Source organism: Rathayibacter sp. PhB1 (assembly GCF_004362935.1).
Classification (GTDB): Bacteria; Actinomycetota; Actinomycetes; order Actinomycetales; family Microbacteriaceae; genus Rathayibacter; species Rathayibacter festucae.
Genome location: NZ_SNYD01000001.1, coordinates 17,076 through 39,924, shown reverse-complemented (window position 1 = coordinate 39,924; position 22,849 = coordinate 17,076). Strand labels below are relative to the sequence as shown.

Below are 22,849 nucleotides of genomic sequence, written 5' to 3'. Positions count from 1 at the left end.
ACTGAGCCCTCGTCGAGCACTGAGCCCTCGTCGAGCGCAGAGCCCTCGTCGAGCGCAGAGCCCTCGCCGGCGACTGACGCCCCGGCGACGACGGAGGTCAGGAGCGCACCCCCGCACGGCCGGACGCGGACGGGTCGGTCGCTGCCGGGTCGGTCGCTGCCGGGTCCGTCGTCTCCCGCGAGATGCCACTTGTGAGCTCGACACGCCGCGAATCCTCGTCATAAGTGGCATCTCGCGAGGTGGTGGCGGAGTCGGTGGCACCGAGCGCGGCGGCGACGGCGGCGTCGATGCGGCGCTGCTCGCCCGCGGCGCGGCGGCGGCGGCGCACGACCGCCAGCACGATCAGCCCGATCAGCAGCGCCAGCAGCAGCAGCGCGCTCCACGGCACGGCCGCAGTCGAGGCCTCGGAGGAGACGGCGGCGACCTCGGGCACGGCGGCCGGGTCGGCGGCCTGGCCCGCGAAGTCGGCGGTGACGACGGTGCCGGTCAGCGCGATCCGGGCGGTCGCGACGAACAGCGGCCAGACCCCGGCGACGGTGACGCTCCGGCTGGTCGAGCTGCCCGGGAGCAGCTCGGGCAGCGGCTCCGGATCGGTCGCGGCGACGCTGCCGAGGCCGAGGAGACCGGAGACCGCGAGCTCGGCGCCCGGGGCGAGGCGGGTGTTGCCCGCGTTGGTGACGGTGTAGTCGATGGTGGTCGTGCCGGGGGCGAAGGGGTTCCACTCGCCCTGGTACGAGACGGCGAGGCCGTCGACCGAGAGGCGCGGGGCGAGGTCTCCGCCGACGCGGAGGTACATCCGCGAGCCGAGGCGGCGGTCGACCGAGACCCCGGTCTTGCCCTGGACGAGGATCGAGGAGACGACGCCCGCGGCGTAGTCGCCCGGCACCGCGTCGGCCGGCACCTCGAGCTGGAACGGGATCTGCACGCTCTCGCCCGCGGGGACGACGACGTCCGGGGCCTCGAAGGAGATCCAGCTGCCCAGCTGGGTGGACGGCTCGGCGGCCGGCAGCAGATCGAGCTGCCCCGCCTCGGTGATGAAGCCGTCGGAGCCGTAGACGCGGAAGGTCTGCTCCTCGTCGTCGTAGTTGGAGACGATCAGCGCGTCGCTCAGCTGCCCGCCCGGCTCGAGCGCGTAGGCGTAGTTCGGCCGGTCGCTGCCCTGCTCGGTGTCGGCGGGCCGCACCCCCCAGGTCACCGGCGAGCTCGCCGGCGAGCTCGCCTCCTCGGCGAGGGCCTGCGCCGGCAGCACGGCGGCCCCGAGCCCGACGACGAGCAGGACACCGAGCGAGCGGAGTGAGGAGCGGAACATCATCGTCCAGCCTTTCGAGGGGGGTGGGTCCCCCCGCGAGATGCCACTTGTGCACGCGACACGCCGTGTCAGGCGTGCACAAGTGGCATCTCGCGGAGGGGAGGAAGGAGGGGGCCGGCCGCCGGGGCTCCGGCGGCCGGCCGAGTGGGGCTAGCCGAGCGCGGTGAGCGTCAGCGTCGCCGTGTAGGTGCCGGTTCCGACCGACAGCGGGAGCTGCAGGTCGAGGTCGGCGCCGAGGACCGAGGATCCGGTCGGGTGCCCGGCCGCGGCGGAGCCGAGGACGCGAGCGGTGGCGAGGCCCTCGCCGGAGACGAACCCGGAGACGACGGGGGCACCGGCGACGGCACCGCCCTCGTTCTCCAGGACCTTCGGGGTCCAGCCGAGGTACTTGCCCGAGACCGTCTGGTCGCCGGCACGGAAGTCGCTGATCTGAGCGGTCACCGACCACTCCGGTCCGGACAGGCGCGAGTCGGTCACGCGGACCGGCACGAGCTCGCCCGAGGCGGCGAAGTGGTCGCCCTGCTCCTCGGCGACACCGAGGTTCACCAGGTTGCTGGTGCCCTCGAGGCTCCAGGTCAGCTCGCCCTCGCGCGCGTCCGGAACGATGACCGCGACGGCCTGGTCGCCCTGCGCCGCAGCGCCGGCGGCCGTGCCGGTGAAGTCCCCGTCCACTCCGGCGGCGGTGTTGCCCGCGCCGAAGTTGACCGCCGGAGCGTTCTCCGCGAGCGTGATCCGCCCGCCGACCGTCGAGCCCGCGAGCTGGACGTTGCCGGAGTTGCCCGAGAGCACGAGGTTCCCGCCGACGGTGTTGCCGAGCGCGGCCGCGGAGCCGTCCTCGTTCGCGCCGAGGAGCACGCCGCGCGAGGATCCGCTGACCGTCAGCGAGCCGCCGACGATCGCGCCGCCGACGCTCACGCCGAAGTCGCTGCCGGCGAAGGTCGCGTCGCCGCCGACGCTGGTGCGCGCCACGTCGACGTAGTTCGCCGCATCGGTGCTGACCGAGCCGTCGACCGAGACGTCGCTGAGCTCGACGTCGATGCCGCCCGCCTCGACCATGCCCGCGACGGTGAGGTCGCGGAGGTAGAGGAAGCCGGCGCGCGAGCCCTCGGAGAAGGACACGACGTCGCCGCCGACGCTGGTGCCGTCGATCGAGATGCCGTACGCGTCCGTGCCGATGACGTCGCCCTCGATCGTCGCCGAGGTGGCGTCGAGCCAGGCGTCGTCGCCGACGGTGATCGAGCCCTGCACGACGACGTTGCCCAGCACGCAGGTCTCGCCGGCGGCGACGGTCAGGTCGCCTGCGATCGTCGTGTTGCCGAGCTCGGTCGTGCAGTCCGTCGTCGCCGCGAAGGCGGACGGCGCGGCGACCATCGCGAGGGAGGCGGCCGCGAGGACCGCCGTGGTCGTCTTCCACTTCATGGGGGTTCTCCTCGGTGCGCCGGTGCGCGTGGTGGTGCGGGGAAGGGAGGCGCCGGCGCGGCGCGAGGACTCAGCCACGGAGGGCCTCGATGGCGTCGTAGCTGCGCGCGGCGTTGCCGAGCGAGTTCACCGGGTTGGGCGCGACGGCCTGAGTGGGCGCGGTGTCCTGCTCCCAGACTCCGTAGCGCTGGCCGCGGTCGCGCAGCTCCGACAGGAACGCCTGGTACGGCAGGTTGCCCGCGCCGAACTCGATGATGTCGTAGCCGTTGGTGTTGGCGTTGTTCGTCTTGCCGTCCTTGAGGTGCAGGATCGGGTAGCGGCGCGGGTTGCGCTTGATGTAGTCGAGCGGCTCGAAGCCCGGGTAGAGCTTCTTGCCCACGTAGGCCCAGTAGACGTCCATCTCGAGGAACACGTGCTTCGGGTCGGTGTTGTCGTAGAACACGTCGTAGAGGCGCGTCGTCGGGTCGTCCGAGCCGAAGGCGAACTCGCCCGCGTGGTTGTGCTGGTAGAGCTTCATGCCCGCGGCCGAGACCTGCTGACCCCAGGCGTTCCACTCGTCGGCAGCGGCGCGGTAGCCCGCGACGGTGTTGACGTTGGTCGGCGCGTTGCCGGTGCCGAGGTGCGGGGTGCCGAGGATCTGCGCGATCTCGATCTGCTTCCCCAGCTCCGAGCGGAGCAGGTTGGTGCCGACGTGCGAGCCGACGGCCCGCAGGCCGTTGTCGTCGAGCAGCTGGCGGATCTCCTGGGGGGTGATCGCGCCGACGTTGCCCTGGGTGTAGCCGGCGAACTCGATCTCGCTGTAGCCGATGCGGCCCAGCTCCTCGAAGACGGCCCGGAAGCCGATCGACGAGACCTTGTCGCGGACGCTGTAGAGCTGGATCCCGATCCGGTTGATCGGGACGAGCCGGTTGGCGCCGGACGAGGGGGCGGGAGCGGCGAGGGCGCCGGGCGCCAGCGCGCCGGCCCCGACTCCGACGGCGACCGTGGAGGCGGCGAGCGCCGTCATCAGCGCGCGTCGGCTCATCGGCTTCGCCGTGATGGATCCGTGGTGGTGGTGCATTGTCTCTCCTTCGAAACGGAACATGCAGATGGATCAGGGGGGGGACCGGCCGGCCCGGGCTCTCGGCGCGAGCCGGCCGGTCCCGCCGCGGCTACTGCTGAACGGTGAGGTTCAGCAGGCTGGACGCGGCGTTGGTGTTCGCCGTGGCGGTGTGGGTGACGGTCAGCTTGTAGCTGCCCGCCGCGAGCTTCGGCAGGGTCACGACGACCTTCCCGTTCTCGTCGAGGGTGCCGGTGAGCATCGCGACGGTGGAGAGGTTCCTCTTCACCATCACGGTGACCTGGCCGGTCCCGGCGACGCCGGTGGACGTCGTCGACTCGACCGAGACCTGCGCGCTGGCACCCGGCTTGACCGGGTTCGGCGAGACGGTCGCGGTGAGCACGGAGTCGGCCTTCGACACGATCAGGCGGGCGGTGCCGGCCGACGCCTTGAAGGTGCCGTCCGCTCCGTAGGTCGCGCGGAAGGTGTGCGTTCCCGCCCCGAGGGTCTGCGGCAGGGCGATGGTCGCCTTCCCGCCCTCGAGGGCGCTGCGGCCGATCTCGGTGTCGCCCTCGTAGAGGACGACCTCGCCGCCGGGGGTGCCGCCCTGGCCGGAGACGGTGACCGTCGCCGATCCGGGAGCGCCGAAGGTCACGCGCGGGGCGCCGAGCGCCACGGTCGTGGTCGAGTCGACGGTCGGCGCGTTCCCCGCGGCGAGATCGATCGTGAACGAGACCGTGCCGACCGCGGAGACGTTGCCGCCGGTGTCGGTGGCGCGGTACTGGACCGTGCGGGCGCCGTTGGTGGTGAAGGGCACCGAGTAGGCGCCGTTCGCGGCGCGGACCGTGGTCCACGTCGTCCCGTTGTCGACCGAGTACTGCACGCTGGCGAGCGCGCCGTTGTCGGCGGCCGCCAGGTTGAGGTTCACCGCGCGGTTGTAGACGCCGCCGACGCCGGTGGGCGCTGCGGGGTCGAGGGTCGCGCTGACGGTCGGCGCCGTCTTGTCGCCGGCACCCGCACCCTGGAAGGTGAGGGAGTCGAGCGACAGGCCGGAGGGCGAGGTCACGTAGAGCGAGCCGGTGCCGGCGGGCTGGCCGGAGAACGGCACGAGGACGTCCTGCCAGCCGGCGCCGGCGGGGATGGTCGCCGTTCCGAAGGGCGCCGCGTCGGCGGCGTTCCAGCGGAGGTCGACGGTGCCCTCACCGGTGGCGCGGACCACGACGCCGGTCAGGTTGGCGAGGTTCACCGGGTCCCAGCGCAGGAAGGATCCCGCACCGAGTCCGCTGACCGCGTTGCCGCCGCTGGCGGTGGTGTCCGCGTAGGGCAGGACGCCCTCGCGGGCGGCGTGCTCCGCCTCCTGCGTCTTCGGGTTCAGCCGCAGCGTCGCCTCGGCCGCGGCCGGGGGCAGTCCGTTGTAGCCGGCGTCCGTGTAGGTCACGACGACGGTGCCGTAGAGCAGCGCGCCGGGGCCGTGCTCGGGCGAGTCCTTCGACGTCGGGAACGCTCCCGTGGCACCGGTGCCGGTGACCTCGGGGTGGGCGTGCTCGTCGTGGCCGAGACCGTAGGTCCAGCCCACGCGGCTGCCGACGATCTGGTCGCCGTCCTCCGCGTCACGACCGGTCACCCGGTAGGGGATCGCGTCGCCCCACTCGAAGAACGAGCCGTTGCCGGGCGTCGTGATCTCGATCTGCGGCGCCTGGTTGCCCACCGAGATCACCCGGGAGGTGAGGCTGAACTTGCCCTTGGCGTCGGTGACGCGCAGGCGGGCCGTGAACTGGCCGAGCTCGGTGTAGGTGTTCTTCGCGGTGACGCCCGTGGCGTCGAAGGTGCCGTTGCCGTCGAAGTCCCAGTCGTAGGTGAGCGCGTCGCCCTCGGGGTCGGAGGATCCCTTGGCGTCGAACGTCACCTCGAGCGGCGTCTCGGAGGCGGACAGCGGCGTCGCGGTGAAGCGCGCCTGGGGGGCCTTGTTGCCCTCGGCGTAGTCGATCCGGTACAGGCCGGCGTCGGGGTTGGCGCGGAAGAAGCCGTCGCCGTACTCGAGCACGTACATCGACCCGTCGGGGCCGAACTCCATGTCCATGGGGTTGTCGTGGATCGGCTGGTTGCGCGAGCTCAGCGCCGTGTTGGGCAGGAAGTCCTCGATGTGCGTGACCGCGCGGTCGTCATCGAGCGTGAACGCCGCGATGTAGTCCTGCGAGAACTCGCCGAAGAAGGTCTTCTCGTTCCAGTAGGCCGGGAACTTCGACGTCGAGGTGTTCTCCTCGTCGAAGTGGTAGACCGGTCCGCCCATCGGGCCCTGGCCGGTGCTCGTCCCGAAGTTCACGAGCTCGTCGAACGGCTGGTCGCCGGGGTTGTCGCCGTAGTAGACGGTCGCCGGCGTGGCCGCCGGGATGTCCACGAGGCCGGTGTTCCAGCGCGAGTTGTTCTTCAGGTTCTGCGGGTCGAAGAAGCCGCGGGGCGTCGCCGTCTCGAAGTTCCACTCGTTGTACGGCAGGTTCGGGCCGTGCACGTAGGGCCAGCCCGAGTTCTGCGGCTGGTCGAGACCGGTCGCGTTCCACTCGACGAGACCCATCGGGCCGCGCACGCCGTCGGCCGCGGCGGCCTTCGTCGCGTCGGGACCGTAGTCGCCCCAGGAGAGGGTGTTCGTCTCCGCGTCGACGTCGATCTTGAACGGGTTGCGCACGCCCATCACGAAGATCTCGGGGCGGGTCTTCTCGGTGCCCACCGGGAAGAGGTTGCCCTCGGGGATCGTGTACGAGCCGTCCTCCTGGACCGTGATCCGGAGGATCTTGCCGCGCAGGTCGTTCGTGTTGCCCGCACCGCGACGCGAGTCGAAGCCGGGGTTCATGCCGGGCGCGTCGTTGTTCGGCGCGAAGCCCGCGGCCCCCGGAGCGCTCGCCGGCGTGTTGTCACCGGTCGAGAGGTACAGGTTGCCGTCGGCGTCCCAGTCGAAGTCGGCGCCCACGTGGCAGCACTGCCCGCGCTGCGCCTCGACCTCGATGATCTTCTGCTCGCTCGCCAGGTCGAGTCCGGAGCCGGTCCACTTGAACCGGGAGAGGCGGTTGACGCCCTTCCACTGGTCCCAGTAGCTCTCGTCCTCACCCGCGGGGAGCATGTTCGGGGCCGCACCGGTCGGCGTGCCGCTCTGGGGCGCGTAGACCAGGTAGACCCACTGGTTCTCGGCGAAGTCGGGGTCGACGCCGACGCCCTGGAGTCCGTCCTCCGAGTTCTGGTAGACGGGGATCGTGGCCACGACGCGCGTGGTGCCGGTCTTCGGATCGGTGTGGCGGATCTCGCCGTTCCGTGCCGTGTGGAGGACCGACTTGTCCGGGAGGACGGCGAGGTCGATCGGTTCGCCGACGTTCTTCGTCAGCAGCACCTTCTCGTAGTTGCTCCAGTCGAGCGCGGACTCCGCGCCCGGCTCCGAGCCGTGGTCCACTCCGTCGTGGGCCGAGGCGGGCAGGCCGAGGGCGGTGAGTCCGGAGACCGTCACCATCCCGGCGATGCCGAGGGCGAAGAGAGACCTGATGCTTCTCTTCGTGGATCGCTTACCATTCATGCGTGATGTGATTCCTTCAACGAGGTGTTCATCGCAGAGGCCGGATCCGTCTCTGTCCGCACGACGTGCGGATCCGGTCTCCCCTGGTCGGCCCGTGGGCCGATGTCTTCGTCGTCGCCTCCTCTCGCGGGATGCTGTCGCGGCGCCGGTCGCTCCTCTTAATAAGGGAGCGGTTCCGGCTGGTCCGGGCCGGCGCGGGGTCTCCCCCGCGCCGGCGGGTCAGTGGGCCGGTCGGATCAGTGGTCCGGCCGGATCAGCGGATCAGGACTCGAAGGCCGAGGGCAGGTACTCGGCGACGTTGTCCTTGGTGACGACCGGCGCGAAGAGCTGGATCTGGCGCGGGACGCCGAGCGAGGTGGTGTCGCTCATCGACTTGTTCTGCTCGATCAGGCGGGCGAGCTTGATGCCGTCCGCGGCCTGGGTCGAGGGGTAGACGACCGTGGCCTTGACCACGGAGTCGTCGGCCTCGATCGAGCGCATCACGTTCGCCGAGCCGGCGCCGCCGACGAGGATGAACTCGTCGCGGCCCGCGGTGTCGATCGCCGCGAGGACGCCGACGCCCTGGTCGTCGTCGTGGTTCCAGATCGCGTCGATCTGCGGCGCCGCCTGGAGGAGGTTGGCCGCGGCCTGCTCGCCGCCCTGGACGGTGAAGTCGGCGGCGACGCGATTGTCCACGTCGAGCCCGCAGCCCGAGAGCGCGTCGGCGAAGCCCTGGCTGCGGTCCTGGGTCAGCGGCAGCGAGTCGATGCCGGCGATCTCAGCCACGACCGCGTCCGGGTTGTCGCCGAGCTGCTCGCAGAGGTAGGTGCCGGCGCTGACGCCCATGCCGTAGTTGTCGCCGAGCACCGTCGAGCGGGCGGCGAACGGGCTGGAGAACTCGCGGTCGACGTTGATGACGGTGATGCCCGCCTCCATCGCCTCGGTCGCGACCTCGGTCAGCGCCGCGCCGTCGATCGGCAGCAGCACGATCGCGTCGACGCCGTCGTTGATGAAGGTCTCGACCTGGCTGATCTGCAGGTTGACGTCGTTGGTGCCCTCCGCGGTGCGCAGCTCCACGTCGTCGTACTTCTCGGCCTCGGCGATGGCCGCGCGGCTGACGGCGCCCATCCAGCCGTGGTCGGCGGCGGGAGCGGTGAAGCCGATCACGACGTTGTCGCCCGAGGCGTCGTTGTCCGAGGCGGCGACCGCGGCGGCGGTGCCGCCGCCGGAGGCGTTCCCGGTCTCGACGGGGGCGTTGGAGATGCAGCCGGTGAGCATCAGCGCGACGGCGCCGAAGGCGAAGCCGGCGGTGCCCAGGCGGGCGGTGCGGCCCAGGCGGGTGGTGCGGTCCAGGCGGGAGCCGGAGGGGTGGCGAACGGACATGGAAGTGATCTCCTTCGATGGATCCATGAGGGGCCGCAGGGCACAGCGGTGCCTGCGGAGGGTGACCGGAGTGGTCGAGGTGGATGCTGCTGGTGCTGGGAAGCGGGGCGAGCGCCCCGGGAAGAGGTGGGGCCGGCGGCCCCTCGGGTCAGGACTTGCCGCGGGCGGCGAAGCGCTGCTGCAGCAGGACGGCGGCGACGATGATCGCGCCCTTCGCCACGGCCTGGGCCGAGGTCGACATGTTGTTCTGCGTGAAGACGTTGGTGAGGGTCGTGAAGATCAGGACGCCGAACACGGTGCCGACGATCGTGCCGCGGCCGCCGGCGAGCAGCGTGCCGCCGACCACGACCGCCGCGATGGCGTCGAGCTCGTAGAGCGTGCCGTTGGTCGAGGAGCCGGCCGTGGTGCGGGCGAGCATCATCACCGCGGCGATGCCCGCGGTCAGGCCGGCGAGGCCGTAGACGTACATGGTGTGCCGGCGGACCTTGATGCCGGCGAGGCGGGCCGCCTCCGGGTTGCCGCCGACCGCGACGGTGCGGCGGCCGAAGGTGGTGCGGTTGAGCAGGATCCAGCCGGCCACCGCGACGAGCGCGAAGATCAGCACGAGGACCGGGATGCCGAGCACGTCGGCGCGGAAGAAGTCGAGGAACGGGTCGACGGTGACGATCTGCGTCTGCCGGTTCGAGATCAGCTCCGCGAAGCCGCGGGCCGCGACGAGCATCGCCAGCGTCGCCATGAAGGCGACCACGCGGCCGTAGGCGATCAGCGCCCCGTTGATCAGCCCGCAGACGAGGCCCACCAGCACCGCGGTGAGCACGATGACCAGCCAGGAGGTGTTCGCCGCGTAGTACTGCGTCGACACGGTGCTGGCCCAGACCGTCGCGAGCCCCATCACCGAGCCGACCGAGAGGTCGATGCCGCCCGAGGTGATGACGAAGGTCATGCCGATGCTGAGCACGCCGATCACGGCGGCCAGGCGGAGGATCGTCAGCACGTTGTCGACGCTGGCGAAGCGCTCCCCCGCGGTGGCGAACCCGACGATGCAGAGGATGACCAGCGCGAGCACCAGGCCGATGTTGCGGCCGAGGGAGCCGCCCATCATCCCGGCGAGCCCGGAGCGGGCGTCCTTCGACGGGGTCCCGCCGCTCGGCCCTCCGGTCGCGGCCGAGGCGTGACGTCCGGCGTCCTCCTGCGGACCGCCGATCGACGGTGACGCGGTGTCGAGCTGTCCGCTCACGCTGCACTTCCTTCCATGACGAGATCGAGCACGCGGTGCTCGTCGATCGAATCGGCGGGGCCCTCGTGGACCACGGCGCCGTCGGAGATCACGAGCACTCGGTCCGAGAGCCCGAGGACCTCGCCGATCTCGCTGGAGACCACGAGCACGGCGGCGCCGTTGGTCGCGAGGTCCCGGATCAGGGTGTAGATCTCGGCCCGCGCTCCGACGTCGACCCCGCGGGTCGGCTCGTCGAGCAGCAGCACGCGGCAGCCGCGCACCAGCCAGCGGGCGAGGAGCGCCTTCTGCTGGTTGCCGCCGGAGAGCGTGCGGGCGTCGCGGTCGACGCCGTGCGGGCGGAGGTCGAGCGCCACCGCCTGCTCGGCCGCCGCCGCGCGCTCGGAGCGCTCGTCGAGGAAGCCGCGCTTGGCGAAGCGGTCGAAGGTCGAGAGGGTGATGTTGCGGTAGACCGGCTCGTCCAGGAGCAGGCCCTGGCTCTTGCGCTCCTCCGGGCAGAGGCCGATGCCGGCGTCGACCGCGGAGGTGACCGAGCCGGCCCGCAGCCGCTTGCCCGCGACGCTGACCGTGCCGGTGCTGGCGCGGCGGGCCCCGTAGATGGTCTCCAGGATCTCGGAGCGGCCGGAGCCGACGAGCCCTGCGAGGCCGACGACCTCGCCGGCGCGGATCTCGAGCGAGACGTCGGCGAACGAGCCGCGCAGCCCCAGGTTCTCCACCTTCAGCAGCGTCTCGGCCTCGGTGGGGAGCTCGGTGCGGTCCGGGAAGACGTACTCCACGGCGCGGCCGGTCATCAGCGTGATCAGCTTCGAGGTCGGGGTGTCGGCGACGGCGAGGTTCTTCGCGACCGTCGCGCCGTCCTTGATGACGGTGATCCGATCGCCGATGGCGCGGATCTCCTCGAGCCGGTGCGAGATGTAGACGATGGCGACGCCGTCGGCGGTGAGCTGGCGGACCACGTGGAAGAGGTTCTCCACCTCCTCGGAGTCGAGCACCGCGGAGGGCTCGTCCATGATGATGACCCGCGCGTCGTGGGAGAGGGCCCGCGCCATCTGCACGATCTGCTTGCCGGCGGCGGAGAGGCTGCCGACCTCGCGGTGCGGGGCGATCTCGGGGTGGCCGAGGCGCTGCATCAGCTCGCGGGTGATCCGCGCGGCCTTGGAGCGGGCGGTGAAGCCGCCGCGGGAGAGCTCGTGGCCGAGGTAGATGTTCTCGGCGACGGAGAGGCCGTCGACGACGTCCAGCTCCTGGTACATCGTGGCGATGCCGAGCGCGAGGGCGGCCGTCGGCGAGGGGATCGTGACGACCTTCCCGTCCACGAGGATCTCGCCCTCGGTGGGCTGGTGGGCCCCGGCGAGCGTCTTGATCAGCGTGGACTTGCCGGCGCCGTTCTGCCCGAGGAGGCAGTGCACCTCGCCCTGGCGGACGTCGAGGTCGACGCCGTCGAGGGCTCGTGCTCCGGGGAAGATCTTGACGATGCCGCGCATCTGCAGAAGCAGTTCTGACGCGGTGTCCTGGGTGCGGGAAAGAGGCTGGGCGGCGGTGGCGCCGGGGTCTGCGTTGACCATGCGGACGAAGCTACAGCGACTTAAGTCGCGGGTCAACCAAAAGTTCTGAGCCGTTTCGAAGGAGATCCCGGCGGTCGCCCAGCGCGTCGAAACGCTTCCGTCACCCGCGCCAGCCCTGGGATCCGCGGGTTTAGGCGACATCTGACGGCGCAGTGCACGGCGCGTCTGGACACGGAGTCTCGTCATAGAGCGCTCTCCGACCCTATGAATCCCGTTCGGGCCGCAACCGGATCGTGACCTTCGGACTCCGAGCCCTCCGTCGCCGCCCTCCCGCTCGGCAGAAAGAGCTGGCGGAGCCGAGCGCGGGCATGGGAGGGTCGACCCGCCGACGAAAGGACGACGATGTCGAACGACCGAGCACTGCGCGTCGCGATGGTGGGGACCGCCTTCATGGGCCGCACCCACTCGCACGCCTGGCGCACCGCCCCCCGCTTCTTCCCGCTGCCGCTGCGCCCCGAGCTGGCCGTGCTGGTGGGCACCGACCCGCAGCGGACCGCCGAGCGCGCCGAGACCCTGGGCTGGAGCGAGTCCTCGACCGACTGGCGCGCGGTGATCGCGCGCGACGACATCGACCTCGTCGACATCTGCACCCCCGGCGACACGCACGCCGAGATCGCGATCGCCGCCCTCGAGGCCGGCAAGCACGTCCTCTGCGAGAAGCCGCTGGCCAACTCGGTCGAGGAGGCCGAGCGGATGGTCGCCGCGGCCGCCGCCTCGGGCCGCGTCGCGATGTGCGGCTTCAGCTACCGCCGCACCCCCGCGCTAGCGCTGGCTAAGCGCTTCGTCGGCGAGGGCCGGCTCGGCGCGATCCGCCACGTCCGCGCCCAGTACCTGCAGGACTGGCTCAGCGACTCCGAGGCCCCGCTGACCTGGCGCCTCGACGCCGCGAAGGCCGGCTCGGGGGCGCTCGGCGACATCGGCGCGCACATCATCGACAGCGCGCAGTGGCTGACCGGCACCCCGATCTCCTCCGTCTCGGCGGTCCTGCGCACCTTCACCACCGAGCGCCCCGTGCTCGCCACGCAGTCGGGCCTCGGCGGACGCGCGGAGGAGGGCGCCGAGCGCGGCCCGGTCACGGTGGACGACGCCGCCGCCTTCACCGCCTCCTTCGAGGGCGGCGCCCTCGGCGTCTTCGAGGCGACCCGCGTCGCCACCGGCCGGAAGAACGCCAACCGGATCGAGATCAACGGCGAGACCGGCAGCATCGCCTTCGACTTCGAGCGGATGAACGAGCTCGAGTACTACGACGCCCGCGACCCCGAGGACGCCCAGGGCTTCCGCACCATCCAGGTCACCGAGCCCTCGCATCCGTACATGTCGGCCTGGTGGCCCGCCGGCCACGGCATCGGCTACGAGCACCTCTTCAGCCACCAGGTCGTCGACCTCGTCGAGGCGATCGCGGCCGGCACCCCCGCCACCCCGACCTTCGCCGACGCCCTCGAGGTCCAGCGCGTCCTCGCCGCCGTCTCGACGAGCGCCGCCAACCGCTCCGAGTCCACCCCCGTCCAGCGCGGCACCGGCCCGGTCTGACTCCGGACGACGCTACTCCCGGGACCCTCGTCCGACCCCGTCGCCGAGGAGGTCGAGCCCAGGCGCACCGCGGTAGAGACCGTCGGCCGCGAGCAGGGAGAGCCCCTTCGCCCGGGCGCACGAGGCTATCCACCGATCGCCGGTGTGCCGCTTGTCGTGCAGCGCGTGCCCGCGGCGACGACACTCCGCGAACAGCGCCACGTGCGCCTCGATCACCTCGTCGTCGACGCCGATCGTGGGCGTGCTGTCGAGCAGTGACCGGAGTGCAGCGACGCGAGCGTCTCCCCAGTCGGCGACCGCCGCGCCCTGCAGCAGCTCGACCCTGGTCTGGAAGGAGATCACGATGCGCCGTCCCCGGAGCAGGCGCCGCCAGACGGCGACGGGCCCGTCCGCGAGGACGGCGGACGGGCGCCGGACGAACAGATGACTGAAGACGTCGGTGTCGACGAGGACCGGCGCTGACGCGCTCATCCGCGGACCGCGCGGAGGAAGGAATCGAACTCCTCGTCGGTGAGGTCGAGGGCGTGCTCGAGGCCGGGCCCGGGAGCCGACGCCAGGATCTCCTCGATCGGGACGCCGGACGGCACGAGACCGGTCACCGAGACGTCGGCTGCCGGGGAGATCGTGGCGTTCCTGATCGCGGCGATGCCGCCGTCCGCGGCGTACTCCGGCACGCCGACGGCGACGACCAGCGCGTCGAGCAGGCGAGCCGCGGCCGAGTCGTCCACGACCGAGGGGAGGACGATCCGTGTCCCCACCGCGTCCTCGAGGCGGAAGCGGTGCGAGTGCAGATTCGCCGAGTAGAGCCTGCCGACCACCGAGACCTCCTCCGGCCCCGCCCGGAGCGGCACCTGCCAGAGGTCCCGATGCAGGGACGCAGTCTCGACAGCGCCTCGGGAGACTCCATCGACGGCGAACTCGACACGGGGGGCCGCCTGCCGCAGTGCGCTCACGAGGTGAGCGGTCGCCAGTGCGAGCGGATCCCCCACCCAGGCCGGACGGTGGTTGCGCGCGATGCCGTCGACGAGTCCCGCGAACGTCTCGTCGAACGTCCGCTCCTCGGCGAGCTCGAAGTCGAGCGCGCCGGGAAGTCCGGCGCGGTGCACGCGCACGGTCGTGCTCCCCGCCGCCAGCCCGACCATGAGTCGCGCGACACGGCGGGTCCTCGACGGCGGCCTCCCGGCAGGATGCGCTCTCGTCTCGACGCGACCGATCTTGGACGCGACCTCGCGCAGGCTCTCGACGAGAGCGACGAGGTCGTCGGCGTCGAGCTCTCCGTCCGGCGCCCCGTGCCCGCTCAACCGGACATCGAACTGCATCGCCATCGGTACCACCCGCTCCCCCCTCAGGACACGCCCCGTCCTCCATTGTGCCGCCGACGACTCCAGGCCGGGAGGACGGCGCCGAACACCGGCGCGCGGAGTGCCAGGCTGGGGCGATGCGCCGACGACGAGGTTCTGCGGCGGCCGTCGCGGTCGTCGCGCTGCTGCTCGGCGGCTGCGTCGAGGCGGAGTCCGGGCCGGCGGCGGTCGGTGCCGGTGGTGTGGCGGACGGCACCTCGGCGAGCGTCTCCGCCGCGGGGACCGTCGACGTCTCCTATCAGCGGCAGGGCGACTTCGCGGTGGTCGTCGCGCTCGACTGCTCGGCCTGCTCCGGGAGCGTCACCGTGTCGGCGCCCGGGCGCAGCACTCCGGTGGGCGAGGCCGCGGCGGGGACGCAGTCGTCGTGGCTCCTCGAGACCGTCGCGACCGACCCCGTCGACCAGTCGCTCCTCGTGCGGACCGCCGGCCACTGGACGCTCACCCTGCAGAGCTGGAACGACCTGCCCGAGCTCTCCGGCGAGCAGTCGGGCAGCGGATCCGCGGTGCTCGCGTTCTCCGACGACGTCGACAGCCTCGACGTCGCCTACGGCCCCGCGAGCAGCGAGGACTCGCTCTCCGGCCGCGTCCTCGGCACCGCCGGCACCCGCCAGACCTTCGGCGACACCACGGCCTTCGCCCGCGTCGTCGACGCCACCCTCCCCGGCGTGGTCGCGATCCGCACCGACGGCGCCTGGACCCTGACCCCGACCCCGTGACCTGCGCGCCGGGTCCCCCGGTCGCGCTCCGCGAGATGCCACTTGTGAGCACGACACGCCGCAGAATCCGCGCACAAGTGGCATCTCGCGGAGGGGGTGGGCGGGGGCACTTCGGGGGCTTCGCCTCGTGAGGCGATCCTGCGCCATACTTCCTGGATGAGCAAGAAGATTGACGCGGCGCATCGCGCCCTGGTAGCAGCCCTCGACAAGCACGCCGGCCTCGTCGGCGACAAGTCGTCGAAGCCGAGCAAGGTCGCGCGTGCCGCGTCCGAGCTCCGCGCCGCGACGAAGGCCTACTCGGCGCTCGTCTCGGCCCGCACCGGCACCTCGAGCCCGTTCGCGGACCTGGCCGACCCGCGCCTGGACCAGCCGACCATCGCCTCGCTCCGGGCCGAGCGCGACGCGATCGCCGCGCGTCTCGCGAAGCACGAGGCCCTCGCGGCGGAGTCGGGCGACCAGGCCCTCGCGGGCTGACCCTCCTCCCCCGCTCTCCCTCCCCCGCGGAAGTCGCCGTGTTACGGGCGTGTTTCGCGCGCCCGGTGGCGCACTGCGTACGGTGGTCTCCGGGATCCGCGCAGTCGCGGCGTCGAGCGACCGGAGGCCGGTCGCAGCGCCGGCGGTGACCAGCACCGCCCGTGGACGCCGCCCGGATCCTCTCCACGGAAGGATCCACCGCATGTCCCTGCGCCGCACTCTCCTCGCGACCACCGCGATCGCCGCCTCCGCCCTCCTCCTCGCCGGCTGCTCGTCCGCCGCCGGCGCGAGCGACGACACCGTCCGCATCGGCGTGGTCGGCGCGGGCGACCCCTACTGGGCGACCTACGAGCAGGCCGCCGAGGACGCCGGCATCGACGTCGAGATCGTCGACTTCACCGACTACAACCAGCTGAACCCCGCGCTGACCGAGGGCGAGATCGACCTCAACCAGTTCCAGCACCTCGTCTACCTGGCGCAGTACAACACCTCCGCCGACGCCGACCTCGTGCCGATCGGCGCGACCGCGATCTACCCGCTCGGCCTCTACTCCACCCAGTACGACAGCGTCGAGGACATCCCCGAGGGCGAGAGCGTCGCCGTCCCGAACGACGTGACCAACCAGGCCCGCGCGCTCCTCGTCCTCCAGTCGGCCGGCCTGATCGAGCTGACGGACGGCGGCACCGCCTTCTCCGGCCTCGACGACATCGACACCGACGCCTCGAAGGTCACCGTCACCGCGCTCGACGCGGCGCTCGTGCCGACCTCGCTCCCCGACGTCGCCGCCGCGGTCGTCAACAACGACTACCTCGCAGGCGCGGGCCTCGAGGCCACCGACGCCCTCGCCCAGGACGACCCGAGCGACCCGACCGCGGTGCCCTACGTCAACGTGTTCGCCGCCCGCGCGGACGACGCGGAGAACGAGACCTACCTGAAGCTCGTCGACGTCTACCAGACCTCGCAGGACGTGCTCGACGGCGTCTCCGAGCAGTCGGGCGGCACCGCCGTCTTCGCGACGACCCCCGCCGCCGAGCTGCAGTCGACGCTCGCCACCGTCGAGGCCGACGCCGCCGCCCAGGGCTGACCCGCCCCTCTCCCGCCGCGACCCCGCGGCCCAGCAGTGCCCCAACCAGCAGTGAAGGAAGCGCCGTGCCGCTCATCCGCCTCGCCGACGTGAGCAAGGTCTACCCGCCGCTCGCGCGCGGCGCGTCCGCCCTGACCGCCGTGGACGGCGTCAGCCTCGACATCGAGGCCGGCGACGTCTACGGCGTGATCGGCTACTCCGGCGCCGGCAAGAGCACGCTCGCGCGCCTGATCAACGCCCTCGAGCCCGCCACCGGCGGCAGCATCGAGATCGACGGCCGCGAGATCGTCGGCCTGCCCGAGCGGGAGCTGCGCCGGCTGCGCCTCGGGATCGGCATGGTCTTCCAGCAGTTCAACCTCTTCGGCTCCAAGACCGTCGAGCAGAACGTCGCCTATCCGCTGCAGGTCGCCGGCACGCCGCGTGCCGAGCTGCGCGCCCGCGTCGACGAGATGCTCCGCTTCGTCGGCCTCTCCGACAAGGCCCGCAGCCACCCGGAGCAGCTCTCCGGTGGCCAGAAGCAGCGGGTCGGCATCGCCCGCGCCCTCGCCGCCTCGCCCCGCATCCTGCTCGCCGACGAGGCCACCAGCGCCCTCGACCCGGACACCACGGGCGAGGTCCTCGCGCTCCTGCGCCGGATCAACGAGGAGCTCGGCGTCACCATCGTCGTCATCACGCACGAGATGGACGTCGTCCAGCAGCTGGCCACGAAGGTCGCCGTGATGGAGGCGGGGCGCATCGTCGAGCGCGGCCCGGTCTTCGACGTCTTCTCGGCCCCGCGGGAGGCGGTCACCCGCCGCTTCGTCTCCACGGTCGTGCGCACGGTGCCCTCGCGGGAGGAGGCGGCGGTGCTGCGCGCGCGCCACCCCGGCCGCCTCGTCACGCTGTCCTTCTCCGACGGCTCCGCCTCGCAGGGCGAGGTCTTCGCCGAGATCGCGCAGGCCGGCGTCCCGCTGGAGCTCGTCTACGGCGGCATCACCGACGTCCGCGGCCGCGCCTTCGGCCACCTCACCGTCGCCCTCGACGCGTCCGACGCCGTGATCGACCCCCTGCTGGCCCGCCTCGGCGCCCGCGTCGCCCTCACGGAGGTGCCCCGATGAACGAGCTCATCCCGCTGCTGCCCCAGCTCGCCGAGGCGACCGGCGAGACCCTCTACATCGTGGCCCTCAGCCTGCTCTTCGGCGGGCTCGGCGGCCTGCTGATCGGGCTCGGACTCGCCGTCACCCGCGGCGGTGCGCTCTACGCCAACCGCTTCGTCTTCGGCCTGCTCAACGTGATCGTCAACGTCTTCCGGCCGATCCCGTTCATCATCTTCATCGCCGCAGCCCAGCCGCTCGCGCGCCTGGTGGTCGGCTCCGGCATCGGCACCGACGCGATCGTCTTCACCCTCTCGCTCGCCGCGGCGTTCGGCATCGGGCGCATCGTCGAGCAGAACCTGCTGACCGTGCAGCCCGGCGTGATCGAGGCCGCACGCTCGGTCGGTGCGAGCCGCTTCCGGATCGTCCGCACGGTCCTGCTGCCCGAGGCTCTCGGACCGCTGATCCTCGGCTACACCTTCGTCTTCGTCGCGATCATCGACATGTCGGCCGTCGCCGGCTACATCGGCGCCGGCGGCCTGGGCACCTTCGCGATCCAGTACGGCTACCGCCAGTTCGAGCCCGTCGTCACCTGGGCGGCCGTTCTCGTCATCATCGTGATCGTCCAGCTCGTCCAGCTGCTCGGCAACGTCCTGGCCCGCCGAGTCCTCCGCCGCTGACCCCCGCCCCTCCCCCCTCCGCGAGATGCCACTTGCGTACACGACACGCCGCGAAACGCGTACCCAAGTGGCATCTCGCGGGAGGAGTCAGCACGGTGGGAGTCATGAGGATCCGATACGACCCGCAAGCGAACGCCGCGTACCTGCCCGTCGGGCGTGAGCCCGAGGCCGGAGAGTCCGTCGAGCAGGTGTGCGACATCGCCGACCCGCACGGGTTCGGCGAGATCATCCTCGACTTCGACGCCGCCGGGCACCTCATCGGCGTCGAGATCCTCGGCGCATGGAAGCTGCTCCGCCCCGAGGGCCTGGCCGACGCCGACATCCTCTGACGCGCCTTAACACCTCCGCGAGATGCCACTTGTGTACGCGACACGCCGTGAAAGGCGTGCACAAGTGGCATCTCGCGGAGGAGGGGGCAGGGCTCAGTAGCGGGGCTTGCGCTCCGGGCGGTCGGTGGAGCGGGACGGGCCCGAGGGGCGGCCGCCGCGGTCGGCGCCGGCGCGGCTGGGGCGGCGGTCGGGCTTGAGCTCGATCAGCTGGCCGCTGATGCGGGTGCCGGCGAGGCGGTCGAGCACGTCCTGGGGCAGGTCGGCCGGCAGCTCCACGATCGAGAAGTCCGGGCGGATGTCGATGTGCCCGAAGTCACCGCGGTTGAGACCGCCCTCGTTCGCGAGCGCGCCGACGATCTGGCGGGGCTCGACGCGCTGACGGCGGCCCACCTCGATCCGGTACGACGCGAGGTTGCTGTTCGACGAGCGCTGACGGCGCTCGGGACGCTCGCGGTCGTTGTCGTACGAGGACCGGTCGGAGCGCTCGGGGCGGTCGCCGCGGCTGTCCTCGCGGCGGAAGCGCGGGTCGTCCGGCGAGAGCAGCAACGGCTCGTCGCCCTGGGCGACGATCGCCAGCGCGGCGGCGACGTCGGACTCGACCACGTCGTGGTGCTCGACGTAGTGGCCGATGATGTCGCGGAACCGGTCGAGCCGCTCGCGGTCGGCCAGCGCCGTGGTGATGGCGTCGTCGAAGCGGGAGAGGCGAGTCACGTTGACGTCCTCGACGCTGGGCAGGCGCATCTCGGTCAGCGGCTGGCGGGTCGCCTTCTCGATGGCGGAGAGGAGGCGGCGCTCGCGCGGGGTCACGAAGCTGATCGCGGCACCGCTGCGGCCGGCCCGGCCGGTGCGGCCGATGCGGTGCACGTAGGACTCGGTGTCGATCGGGATGTCGTAGTTGACGACGTGGCTGATCCGGTCGACGTCGAGACCGCGGGCCGCGACGTCGGTCGCGACGAGGATGTCGAGCTTGCCCGACTTCAGCTGCTCGACGGTGCGCTCGCGCTGGGCCTGCGCGACGTCTCCGCTGATCGCGGCGGCCGTGTAGCCGCGGGCGCGCAGCTTCTCGGCGAGCGTCTCGGTCTCGCTCTTGGTGCGGACGAAGACGATCATGCCCTCGAAGTTCTCGACCTCGAGGATGCGGGTCAGCGCATCGACCTTCTGCGGGTACGACACCATCAGGTAGCGCTGGGTGGTGTTGGCGGAGGTCGTGGTCTTGGCCTTGACCGTGATCTCCTCCGGGTCCTTCAGGTACTTCTGCGAGATGCGGCGGATCTGCGACGGCATGGTCGCCGAGAACAGCGCGATCTGCTTCTCGACCGGGGTGTCGGCGAGGATCGTCTCGACGTCCTCGGCGAAGCCCATCTTGAGCATCTCGTCGGCCTCGTCGAGCACCAGGTACTTCAGGTGCGTGAGGTCGAGGGTGCCCTTCTCGAGGTGGTCCATGATGCGGCCGGGCGTGCCGACGACGACGTGGACGCCGCGACGGAGCGCGGACAGCTGGGTGCCGTAGCCCTGACCGCCGTAGACGGGGAGCACGTGCACGCCGCGCAGGCCGGACGCGTAGCGCTCGAACGCCTCGCAGACCTGGAGCGCGAGCTCGCGGGTCGGCGCGAGGACGAGCGCCTGCGGGGTCTTCTGCGAGACGTCGAGGCGGGAGAGGATCGGCAGCGCGAACGCCGCGGTCTTGCCGGTGCCGGTCTGCGCGACGCCGAGGACGTCGCGGCCGGACAGGAGGGAGGGGATCGTCGCGGCCTGGATCGCCGAGGGCGTCTCGTAGCCGACCTCCTTGAGGGCCTTGAGGACGGGGTCGCTGAGACCCAGGTCCGAGAAGACCAGCGAGGGGGCGGTCTCGTCTGCCGGCGCGGCCGGGGCGGTGCTGTCGGCGGCGGGCGCGGTCGCGCCGTCGGCCTGGGGGGCGGGTTCGGGTGTATCGGTGGACGCCATAGTGCAACGGTAGGCCGTCGGAGGCGCGCGCGAGCGCAGATCCGGCCTCTGAGCGGGCATTCGCGCCGGATCGGCGGTTGTGGAGGGGTCTCGGGGGGCCGCGCGGGCCCTGCCGTCAGTAGAACTCGACGGTGTCGACCCGGTTGATCAGCTCTTCGCCGTCGAGGTAGCGGGTGGCGTTGCGGGCGAAGAGCTCGGCGATCAGGCGGTCCTCGGCCGCGTTCAGCGCGGCGGTGTGCGGGCTGAGCAGCACGTTCGGGTGGCTCCAGAGGGGGCTGTCCTGCGCGAGCGGCTCCTCCGCGACGACGTCGAGGGCGGCGAAGCCGACCCGGCCGTCCTCGAGCGCGGCGAGCAGCGCGTCCTCGTCGATGACGGTGCCGCGGCCGACGCTGACGAGCGTCGCTCCCGGGCGCAGCGCGGCGAAGAAGTCCGCGCCGACGAGCTTCTCGGTCTGCTCCGTGCCGGGGAGGGTGACGACGACGCCGTCGATCCGCCCCGCGGCGTCGGCGATCGCCGACGGCTGGACGATCTCGTCGACGTGCTCGACGGAGTCGGCGTGCCGGCTGGTGCCGATCACCCGGGCGCCGAGGGCCGACAGCTTCTGCGCGGTCGCCCGGCCGATGGTGCCCAGCCCGACGATCAGGATCGTCTGCTCCGAGAGCAGCGCCATCGTCCAGCGCGAGCCCCACTCGCGCCTGCCCTGCAGTGCCTGCAGCTTGGGCAGCGTCTTCGCGCCGGCGAGCAGTCCGAAGAGGGAGAACTCGGCCAGCGGGTCGGAGTGCACGCCCGCGGAGGTGGAGAACGCGACCCTGGCGAGCTGCTCCTCGCTCAGGCCGGCCTTCTTGACCTGCGCGCCGCCGCCCGCGGGCATCGTCTGCACCCAGCGCAGCGCCGGGTTCGCGCCGACCGTGCGGGCCAGCTCTGACGGGTCCTCGCCGGGGATCCCGTAGAGCACCTCGGCCGAGTCGACCAGCTCCTCGAACGCCGCCTGCTGCTCCGCAGTCCGCTCGAACGACGGGTCGCCGGGGTGGTCCCCGGGGTGGCGCATCGGCGGCAGAAGCGACTGGTCCGCGACGAAGTCGATCCGCGGCTCCAGCTCAACCACCCGCGCGATCAGCTCGTCGCTGATCGGCGTGGCGGCCACGACGCGCACGCGATCGGTGCGGTCCGGGCGGGGCGAGGTCGATCGGGGCGGAGTCGGAGCGGGCGTCGTCACGGGAGTCCCTTCGAGCGGCGGGCGAGCGGCGCGGCGGGCACCGGCGCGATCGGCCGCGGTCTCCCGTCAGCGTATCGAGCGGAGGGAGCGCGTCAGGTTCGCGCGCAGGGCGGGGAGGAGGCCGACGTTTGTAGCTAGGTGGGTCTCGATACGCCCCTGCGGGGCTACTCGACCAGCAAGATTCGTTACGCCCCTGCGGGGCTACTCGACCAGCAAGATTCGTTACGCCCCTGCGGGGCTACTCGACCAGCAAAGGGCCATACATGCTGGTCGAGTAGCCCCGAAGGGGCGTATCGAGACCTCCCCACCCCGAGGACGTCGGTCTCTCCCGCGCCCTGCGCCGGCGCAGAGGCGCCCCTCCCGCTCGAAACGCCCGGCGAAGAAGCAACCCCTTGGCCGCCCGCGTTGCTGTGGATCTCCGCGTCGCCGGCCGTCAGTCACCGGGCCGCCGGCTGGACGAACGGTGAGGACGCCCCTCCGCGCCTCGGGCCCCGCCCTACCGTGAGCGGACGGGAACATCGATCGAAGGAGACCGGATCATGGCGGCAGCAGGAGTGGCGACGGTATGGGTGCCGGTCGAGGACATGGAGCGGGCGGTCGCGTTCTACCGCGACACCCTCGGCCTCGACGTGAAGAGCACCTCGAGCGACTGGTCGGAGCTCGACGCGGGCGGACTGATGATCGGGCTGAACGCCCGCGAGTCGGCCTCGGTCGCGGAGAGCGGCGGAGCGGTCATCTCGTTCCAGCCCGACGGCAGCATCGAGGACGAGCTGGAGCGGCTGAAGGCCCGCGGAGCGTCGATCGAGGGCGAGATCAGCGACCACGAGTGGGGTCGCATCCTCCCCTTCAAGGACTCCGAGGGCAACGACCTCCAGTTCTACACGCCGCCGCAGAGCTGACGGCGGGCTGAGCGCCGCAGAGACGGCGCGGAGCGAGGGGGAGGCGGACGGATCCG

General features: G+C 72.0%; 19 protein-coding genes. 8 read left to right on the top strand and 11 right to left on the bottom strand.

Annotation, left to right across the window (positions count from 1 at the left end; translation table 11 throughout):
* Positions 1-97: 97 nt before the first annotated feature.
* From EDF17_RS00185 to EDF17_RS00155, 7 genes are all read right to left on the bottom strand, one after another.
* Positions 98-1,309: a hypothetical protein gene (locus tag EDF17_RS00185; protein ID WP_133671805.1), complete on the bottom strand. Its 1,212-nt coding sequence runs from the start codon at positions 1,307-1,309 to the stop codon at positions 98-100.
* A 150-nt stretch (positions 1,310-1,459) separates the two neighbouring features.
* On the bottom strand, positions 1,460-2,728 hold the full coding sequence (locus EDF17_RS00180; protein ID WP_123444620.1) for a hypothetical protein: 1,269 nt from the start codon (positions 2,726-2,728) through the stop codon (positions 1,460-1,462).
* Between the two features lie 70 nt (positions 2,729-2,798).
* Positions 2,799-3,788: a sugar phosphate isomerase/epimerase gene (locus tag EDF17_RS00175; protein ID WP_243732737.1), complete on the bottom strand. Its 990-nt coding sequence runs from the start codon at positions 3,786-3,788 to the stop codon at positions 2,799-2,801.
* 91 nt (positions 3,789-3,879) lie between these two features.
* Positions 3,880-7,326, bottom strand: a complete 3,447-nt coding sequence (locus tag EDF17_RS00170) for a PQQ-dependent sugar dehydrogenase (protein WP_123444619.1) — start codon at positions 7,324-7,326, stop codon at positions 3,880-3,882.
* A 261-nt stretch (positions 7,327-7,587) separates the two neighbouring features.
* Positions 7,588-8,583: a substrate-binding domain-containing protein gene (locus EDF17_RS00165; protein ID WP_123445319.1), complete on the bottom strand. Its 996-nt coding sequence runs from the start codon at positions 8,581-8,583 to the stop codon at positions 7,588-7,590.
* Positions 8,584-8,836: 253 nt separating this feature from the next.
* On the bottom strand, positions 8,837-9,790 hold the full coding sequence (locus tag EDF17_RS00160) for an ABC transporter permease (protein ID WP_123445318.1): 954 nt from the start codon (positions 9,788-9,790) through the stop codon (positions 8,837-8,839).
* A gap of 131 nt (positions 9,791-9,921) precedes the next feature.
* On the bottom strand, positions 9,922-11,406 hold the full coding sequence (locus EDF17_RS00155) for a sugar ABC transporter ATP-binding protein (protein ID WP_123444618.1): 1,485 nt from the start codon (positions 11,404-11,406) through the stop codon (positions 9,922-9,924).
* Between the two features lie 423 nt (positions 11,407-11,829).
* On the opposite strand from EDF17_RS00155, the gene EDF17_RS00150 reads away from it, so the two are divergent.
* A complete protein-coding gene (locus tag EDF17_RS00150; protein ID WP_123444617.1) occupies positions 11,830-13,017 on the top strand; it encodes a Gfo/Idh/MocA family oxidoreductase in 1,188 nt (395 codons plus the stop codon).
* Positions 13,018-13,029: 12 nt separating this feature from the next.
* Here the strand turns inward: EDF17_RS00150 and EDF17_RS00145 are convergent, their stop codons facing one another.
* Both EDF17_RS00145 and EDF17_RS00140 read right to left on the bottom strand, forming a co-directional pair.
* A complete protein-coding gene (locus EDF17_RS00145; RefSeq protein WP_123444616.1) occupies positions 13,030-13,488 on the bottom strand; it encodes a PIN domain-containing protein in 459 nt (152 codons plus the stop codon).
* Entirely contained in the window at positions 13,485-14,318 is an 834-nt protein-coding gene (locus EDF17_RS00140) for a hypothetical protein (RefSeq protein WP_133671803.1), read from the bottom strand. The genes EDF17_RS00145 and EDF17_RS00140 overlap by 4 nt, the downstream gene beginning before the upstream one ends.
* A 137-nt stretch (positions 14,319-14,455) precedes the next feature.
* On the opposite strand from EDF17_RS00140, the gene EDF17_RS00135 reads away from it, so the two are divergent.
* The 6 genes from EDF17_RS00135 (at position 14,456) to EDF17_RS00110 (ending at position 18,734) form a co-directional block, all read left to right on the top strand.
* The gene (locus EDF17_RS00135) at positions 14,456-15,094 is read left to right on the top strand and encodes a hypothetical protein (protein WP_123444614.1); all 639 of its coding nucleotides are present in this window, start codon (positions 14,456-14,458) and stop codon (positions 15,092-15,094) included.
* A gap of 156 nt (positions 15,095-15,250) precedes the next feature.
* On the top strand, positions 15,251-15,568 hold the full coding sequence (locus EDF17_RS00130) for a hypothetical protein (RefSeq protein WP_123444613.1): 318 nt from the start codon (positions 15,251-15,253) through the stop codon (positions 15,566-15,568).
* 202 nt (positions 15,569-15,770) lie between these two features.
* Complete coding sequence (locus tag EDF17_RS00125; RefSeq protein WP_123444612.1) at positions 15,771-16,652, top strand: MetQ/NlpA family ABC transporter substrate-binding protein; 882 nt, start codon at positions 15,771-15,773, stop codon at positions 16,650-16,652.
* A gap of 65 nt (positions 16,653-16,717) precedes the next feature.
* The gene (locus EDF17_RS00120) at positions 16,718-17,749 is read left to right on the top strand and encodes a methionine ABC transporter ATP-binding protein (RefSeq protein ID WP_123444611.1); all 1,032 of its coding nucleotides are present in this window, start codon (positions 16,718-16,720) and stop codon (positions 17,747-17,749) included.
* Positions 17,746-18,405 carry a methionine ABC transporter permease gene (locus tag EDF17_RS00115; RefSeq protein ID WP_123444610.1) on the top strand — a complete coding sequence of 220 codons (660 nt, stop codon included), beginning with the start codon at positions 17,746-17,748 and terminating at the stop codon, positions 18,403-18,405. Before EDF17_RS00120 ends, EDF17_RS00115 begins: the two co-directional genes overlap by 4 nt.
* A gap of 104 nt (positions 18,406-18,509) precedes the next feature.
* A complete protein-coding gene (locus EDF17_RS00110) occupies positions 18,510-18,734 on the top strand; it encodes a DUF2283 domain-containing protein (protein ID WP_123445317.1) in 225 nt (74 codons plus the stop codon).
* A 93-nt stretch (positions 18,735-18,827) separates the two neighbouring features.
* On the opposite strand, the gene EDF17_RS00105 is transcribed toward EDF17_RS00110, so the two are convergent.
* Both EDF17_RS00105 and EDF17_RS00100 read right to left on the bottom strand, forming a co-directional pair.
* A complete protein-coding gene (locus tag EDF17_RS00105; RefSeq protein ID WP_123444609.1) occupies positions 18,828-20,678 on the bottom strand; it encodes a DEAD/DEAH box helicase in 1,851 nt (616 codons plus the stop codon).
* Between the two features lie 115 nt (positions 20,679-20,793).
* Complete coding sequence (locus tag EDF17_RS00100; RefSeq protein WP_208110552.1) at positions 20,794-21,894, bottom strand: D-2-hydroxyacid dehydrogenase; 1,101 nt, start codon at positions 21,892-21,894, stop codon at positions 20,794-20,796.
* Between the two features lie 539 nt (positions 21,895-22,433).
* On the opposite strand from EDF17_RS00100, the gene EDF17_RS00095 reads away from it, so the two are divergent.
* Positions 22,434-22,793 carry a VOC family protein gene (locus EDF17_RS00095; RefSeq protein WP_123444608.1) on the top strand — a complete coding sequence of 120 codons (360 nt, stop codon included), beginning with the start codon at positions 22,434-22,436 and terminating at the stop codon, positions 22,791-22,793.
* The last annotated feature ends 56 nt before the right edge of the window (positions 22,794-22,849 follow it).

What these genes read in the sequence shown, in the direction of transcription:
- EDF17_RS00185 (WP_133671805.1), bottom strand. Translation starts at nt 1,309, where the DNA reads ATGTTCCGCTCCTCACTCCGCTCGCTCGGTGTCCTGCTCGTCGTCGGG.
- EDF17_RS00180 (WP_123444620.1), bottom strand. Translation starts at nt 2,728, where the DNA reads ATGAAGTGGAAGACGACCACGGCGGTCCTCGCGGCCGCCTCCCTCGCG.
- EDF17_RS00175 (WP_243732737.1), bottom strand. Translation starts at nt 3,788, where the DNA reads ATGCACCACCACCACGGATCCATCACGGCGAAGCCGATGAGCCGACGC.
- EDF17_RS00170 (WP_123444619.1), bottom strand. Translation starts at nt 7,326, where the DNA reads ATGAATGGTAAGCGATCCACGAAGAGAAGCATCAGGTCTCTCTTCGCC.
- EDF17_RS00165 (WP_123445319.1), bottom strand. Translation starts at nt 8,583, where the DNA reads ATGCTCACCGGCTGCATCTCCAACGCCCCCGTCGAGACCGGGAACGCC.
- EDF17_RS00160 (WP_123445318.1), bottom strand. Translation starts at nt 9,790, where the DNA reads ATGATGGGCGGCTCCCTCGGCCGCAACATCGGCCTGGTGCTCGCGCTG.
- EDF17_RS00155 (WP_123444618.1), bottom strand. Translation starts at nt 11,406, where the DNA reads ATGCGCGGCATCGTCAAGATCTTCCCCGGAGCACGAGCCCTCGACGGC.
- EDF17_RS00150 (WP_123444617.1), top strand. Translation starts at nt 11,830, where the DNA reads ATGTCGAACGACCGAGCACTGCGCGTCGCGATGGTGGGGACCGCCTTC.
- EDF17_RS00145 (WP_123444616.1), bottom strand. Translation starts at nt 13,488, where the DNA reads ATGAGCGCGTCAGCGCCGGTCCTCGTCGACACCGACGTCTTCAGTCAT.
- EDF17_RS00135 (WP_123444614.1), top strand. Translation starts at nt 14,456, where the DNA reads ATGCGCCGACGACGAGGTTCTGCGGCGGCCGTCGCGGTCGTCGCGCTG.
- EDF17_RS00130 (WP_123444613.1), top strand. Translation starts at nt 15,251, where the DNA reads ATGAGCAAGAAGATTGACGCGGCGCATCGCGCCCTGGTAGCAGCCCTC.
- EDF17_RS00125 (WP_123444612.1), top strand. Translation starts at nt 15,771, where the DNA reads ATGTCCCTGCGCCGCACTCTCCTCGCGACCACCGCGATCGCCGCCTCC.
- EDF17_RS00115 (WP_123444610.1), top strand. Translation starts at nt 17,746, where the DNA reads ATGAACGAGCTCATCCCGCTGCTGCCCCAGCTCGCCGAGGCGACCGGC.
- EDF17_RS00110 (WP_123445317.1), top strand. Translation starts at nt 18,510, where the DNA reads ATGAGGATCCGATACGACCCGCAAGCGAACGCCGCGTACCTGCCCGTC.
- EDF17_RS00105 (WP_123444609.1), bottom strand. Translation starts at nt 20,678, where the DNA reads ATGGCGTCCACCGATACACCCGAACCCGCCCCCCAGGCCGACGGCGCG.
- EDF17_RS00095 (WP_123444608.1), top strand. Translation starts at nt 22,434, where the DNA reads ATGGCGGCAGCAGGAGTGGCGACGGTATGGGTGCCGGTCGAGGACATG.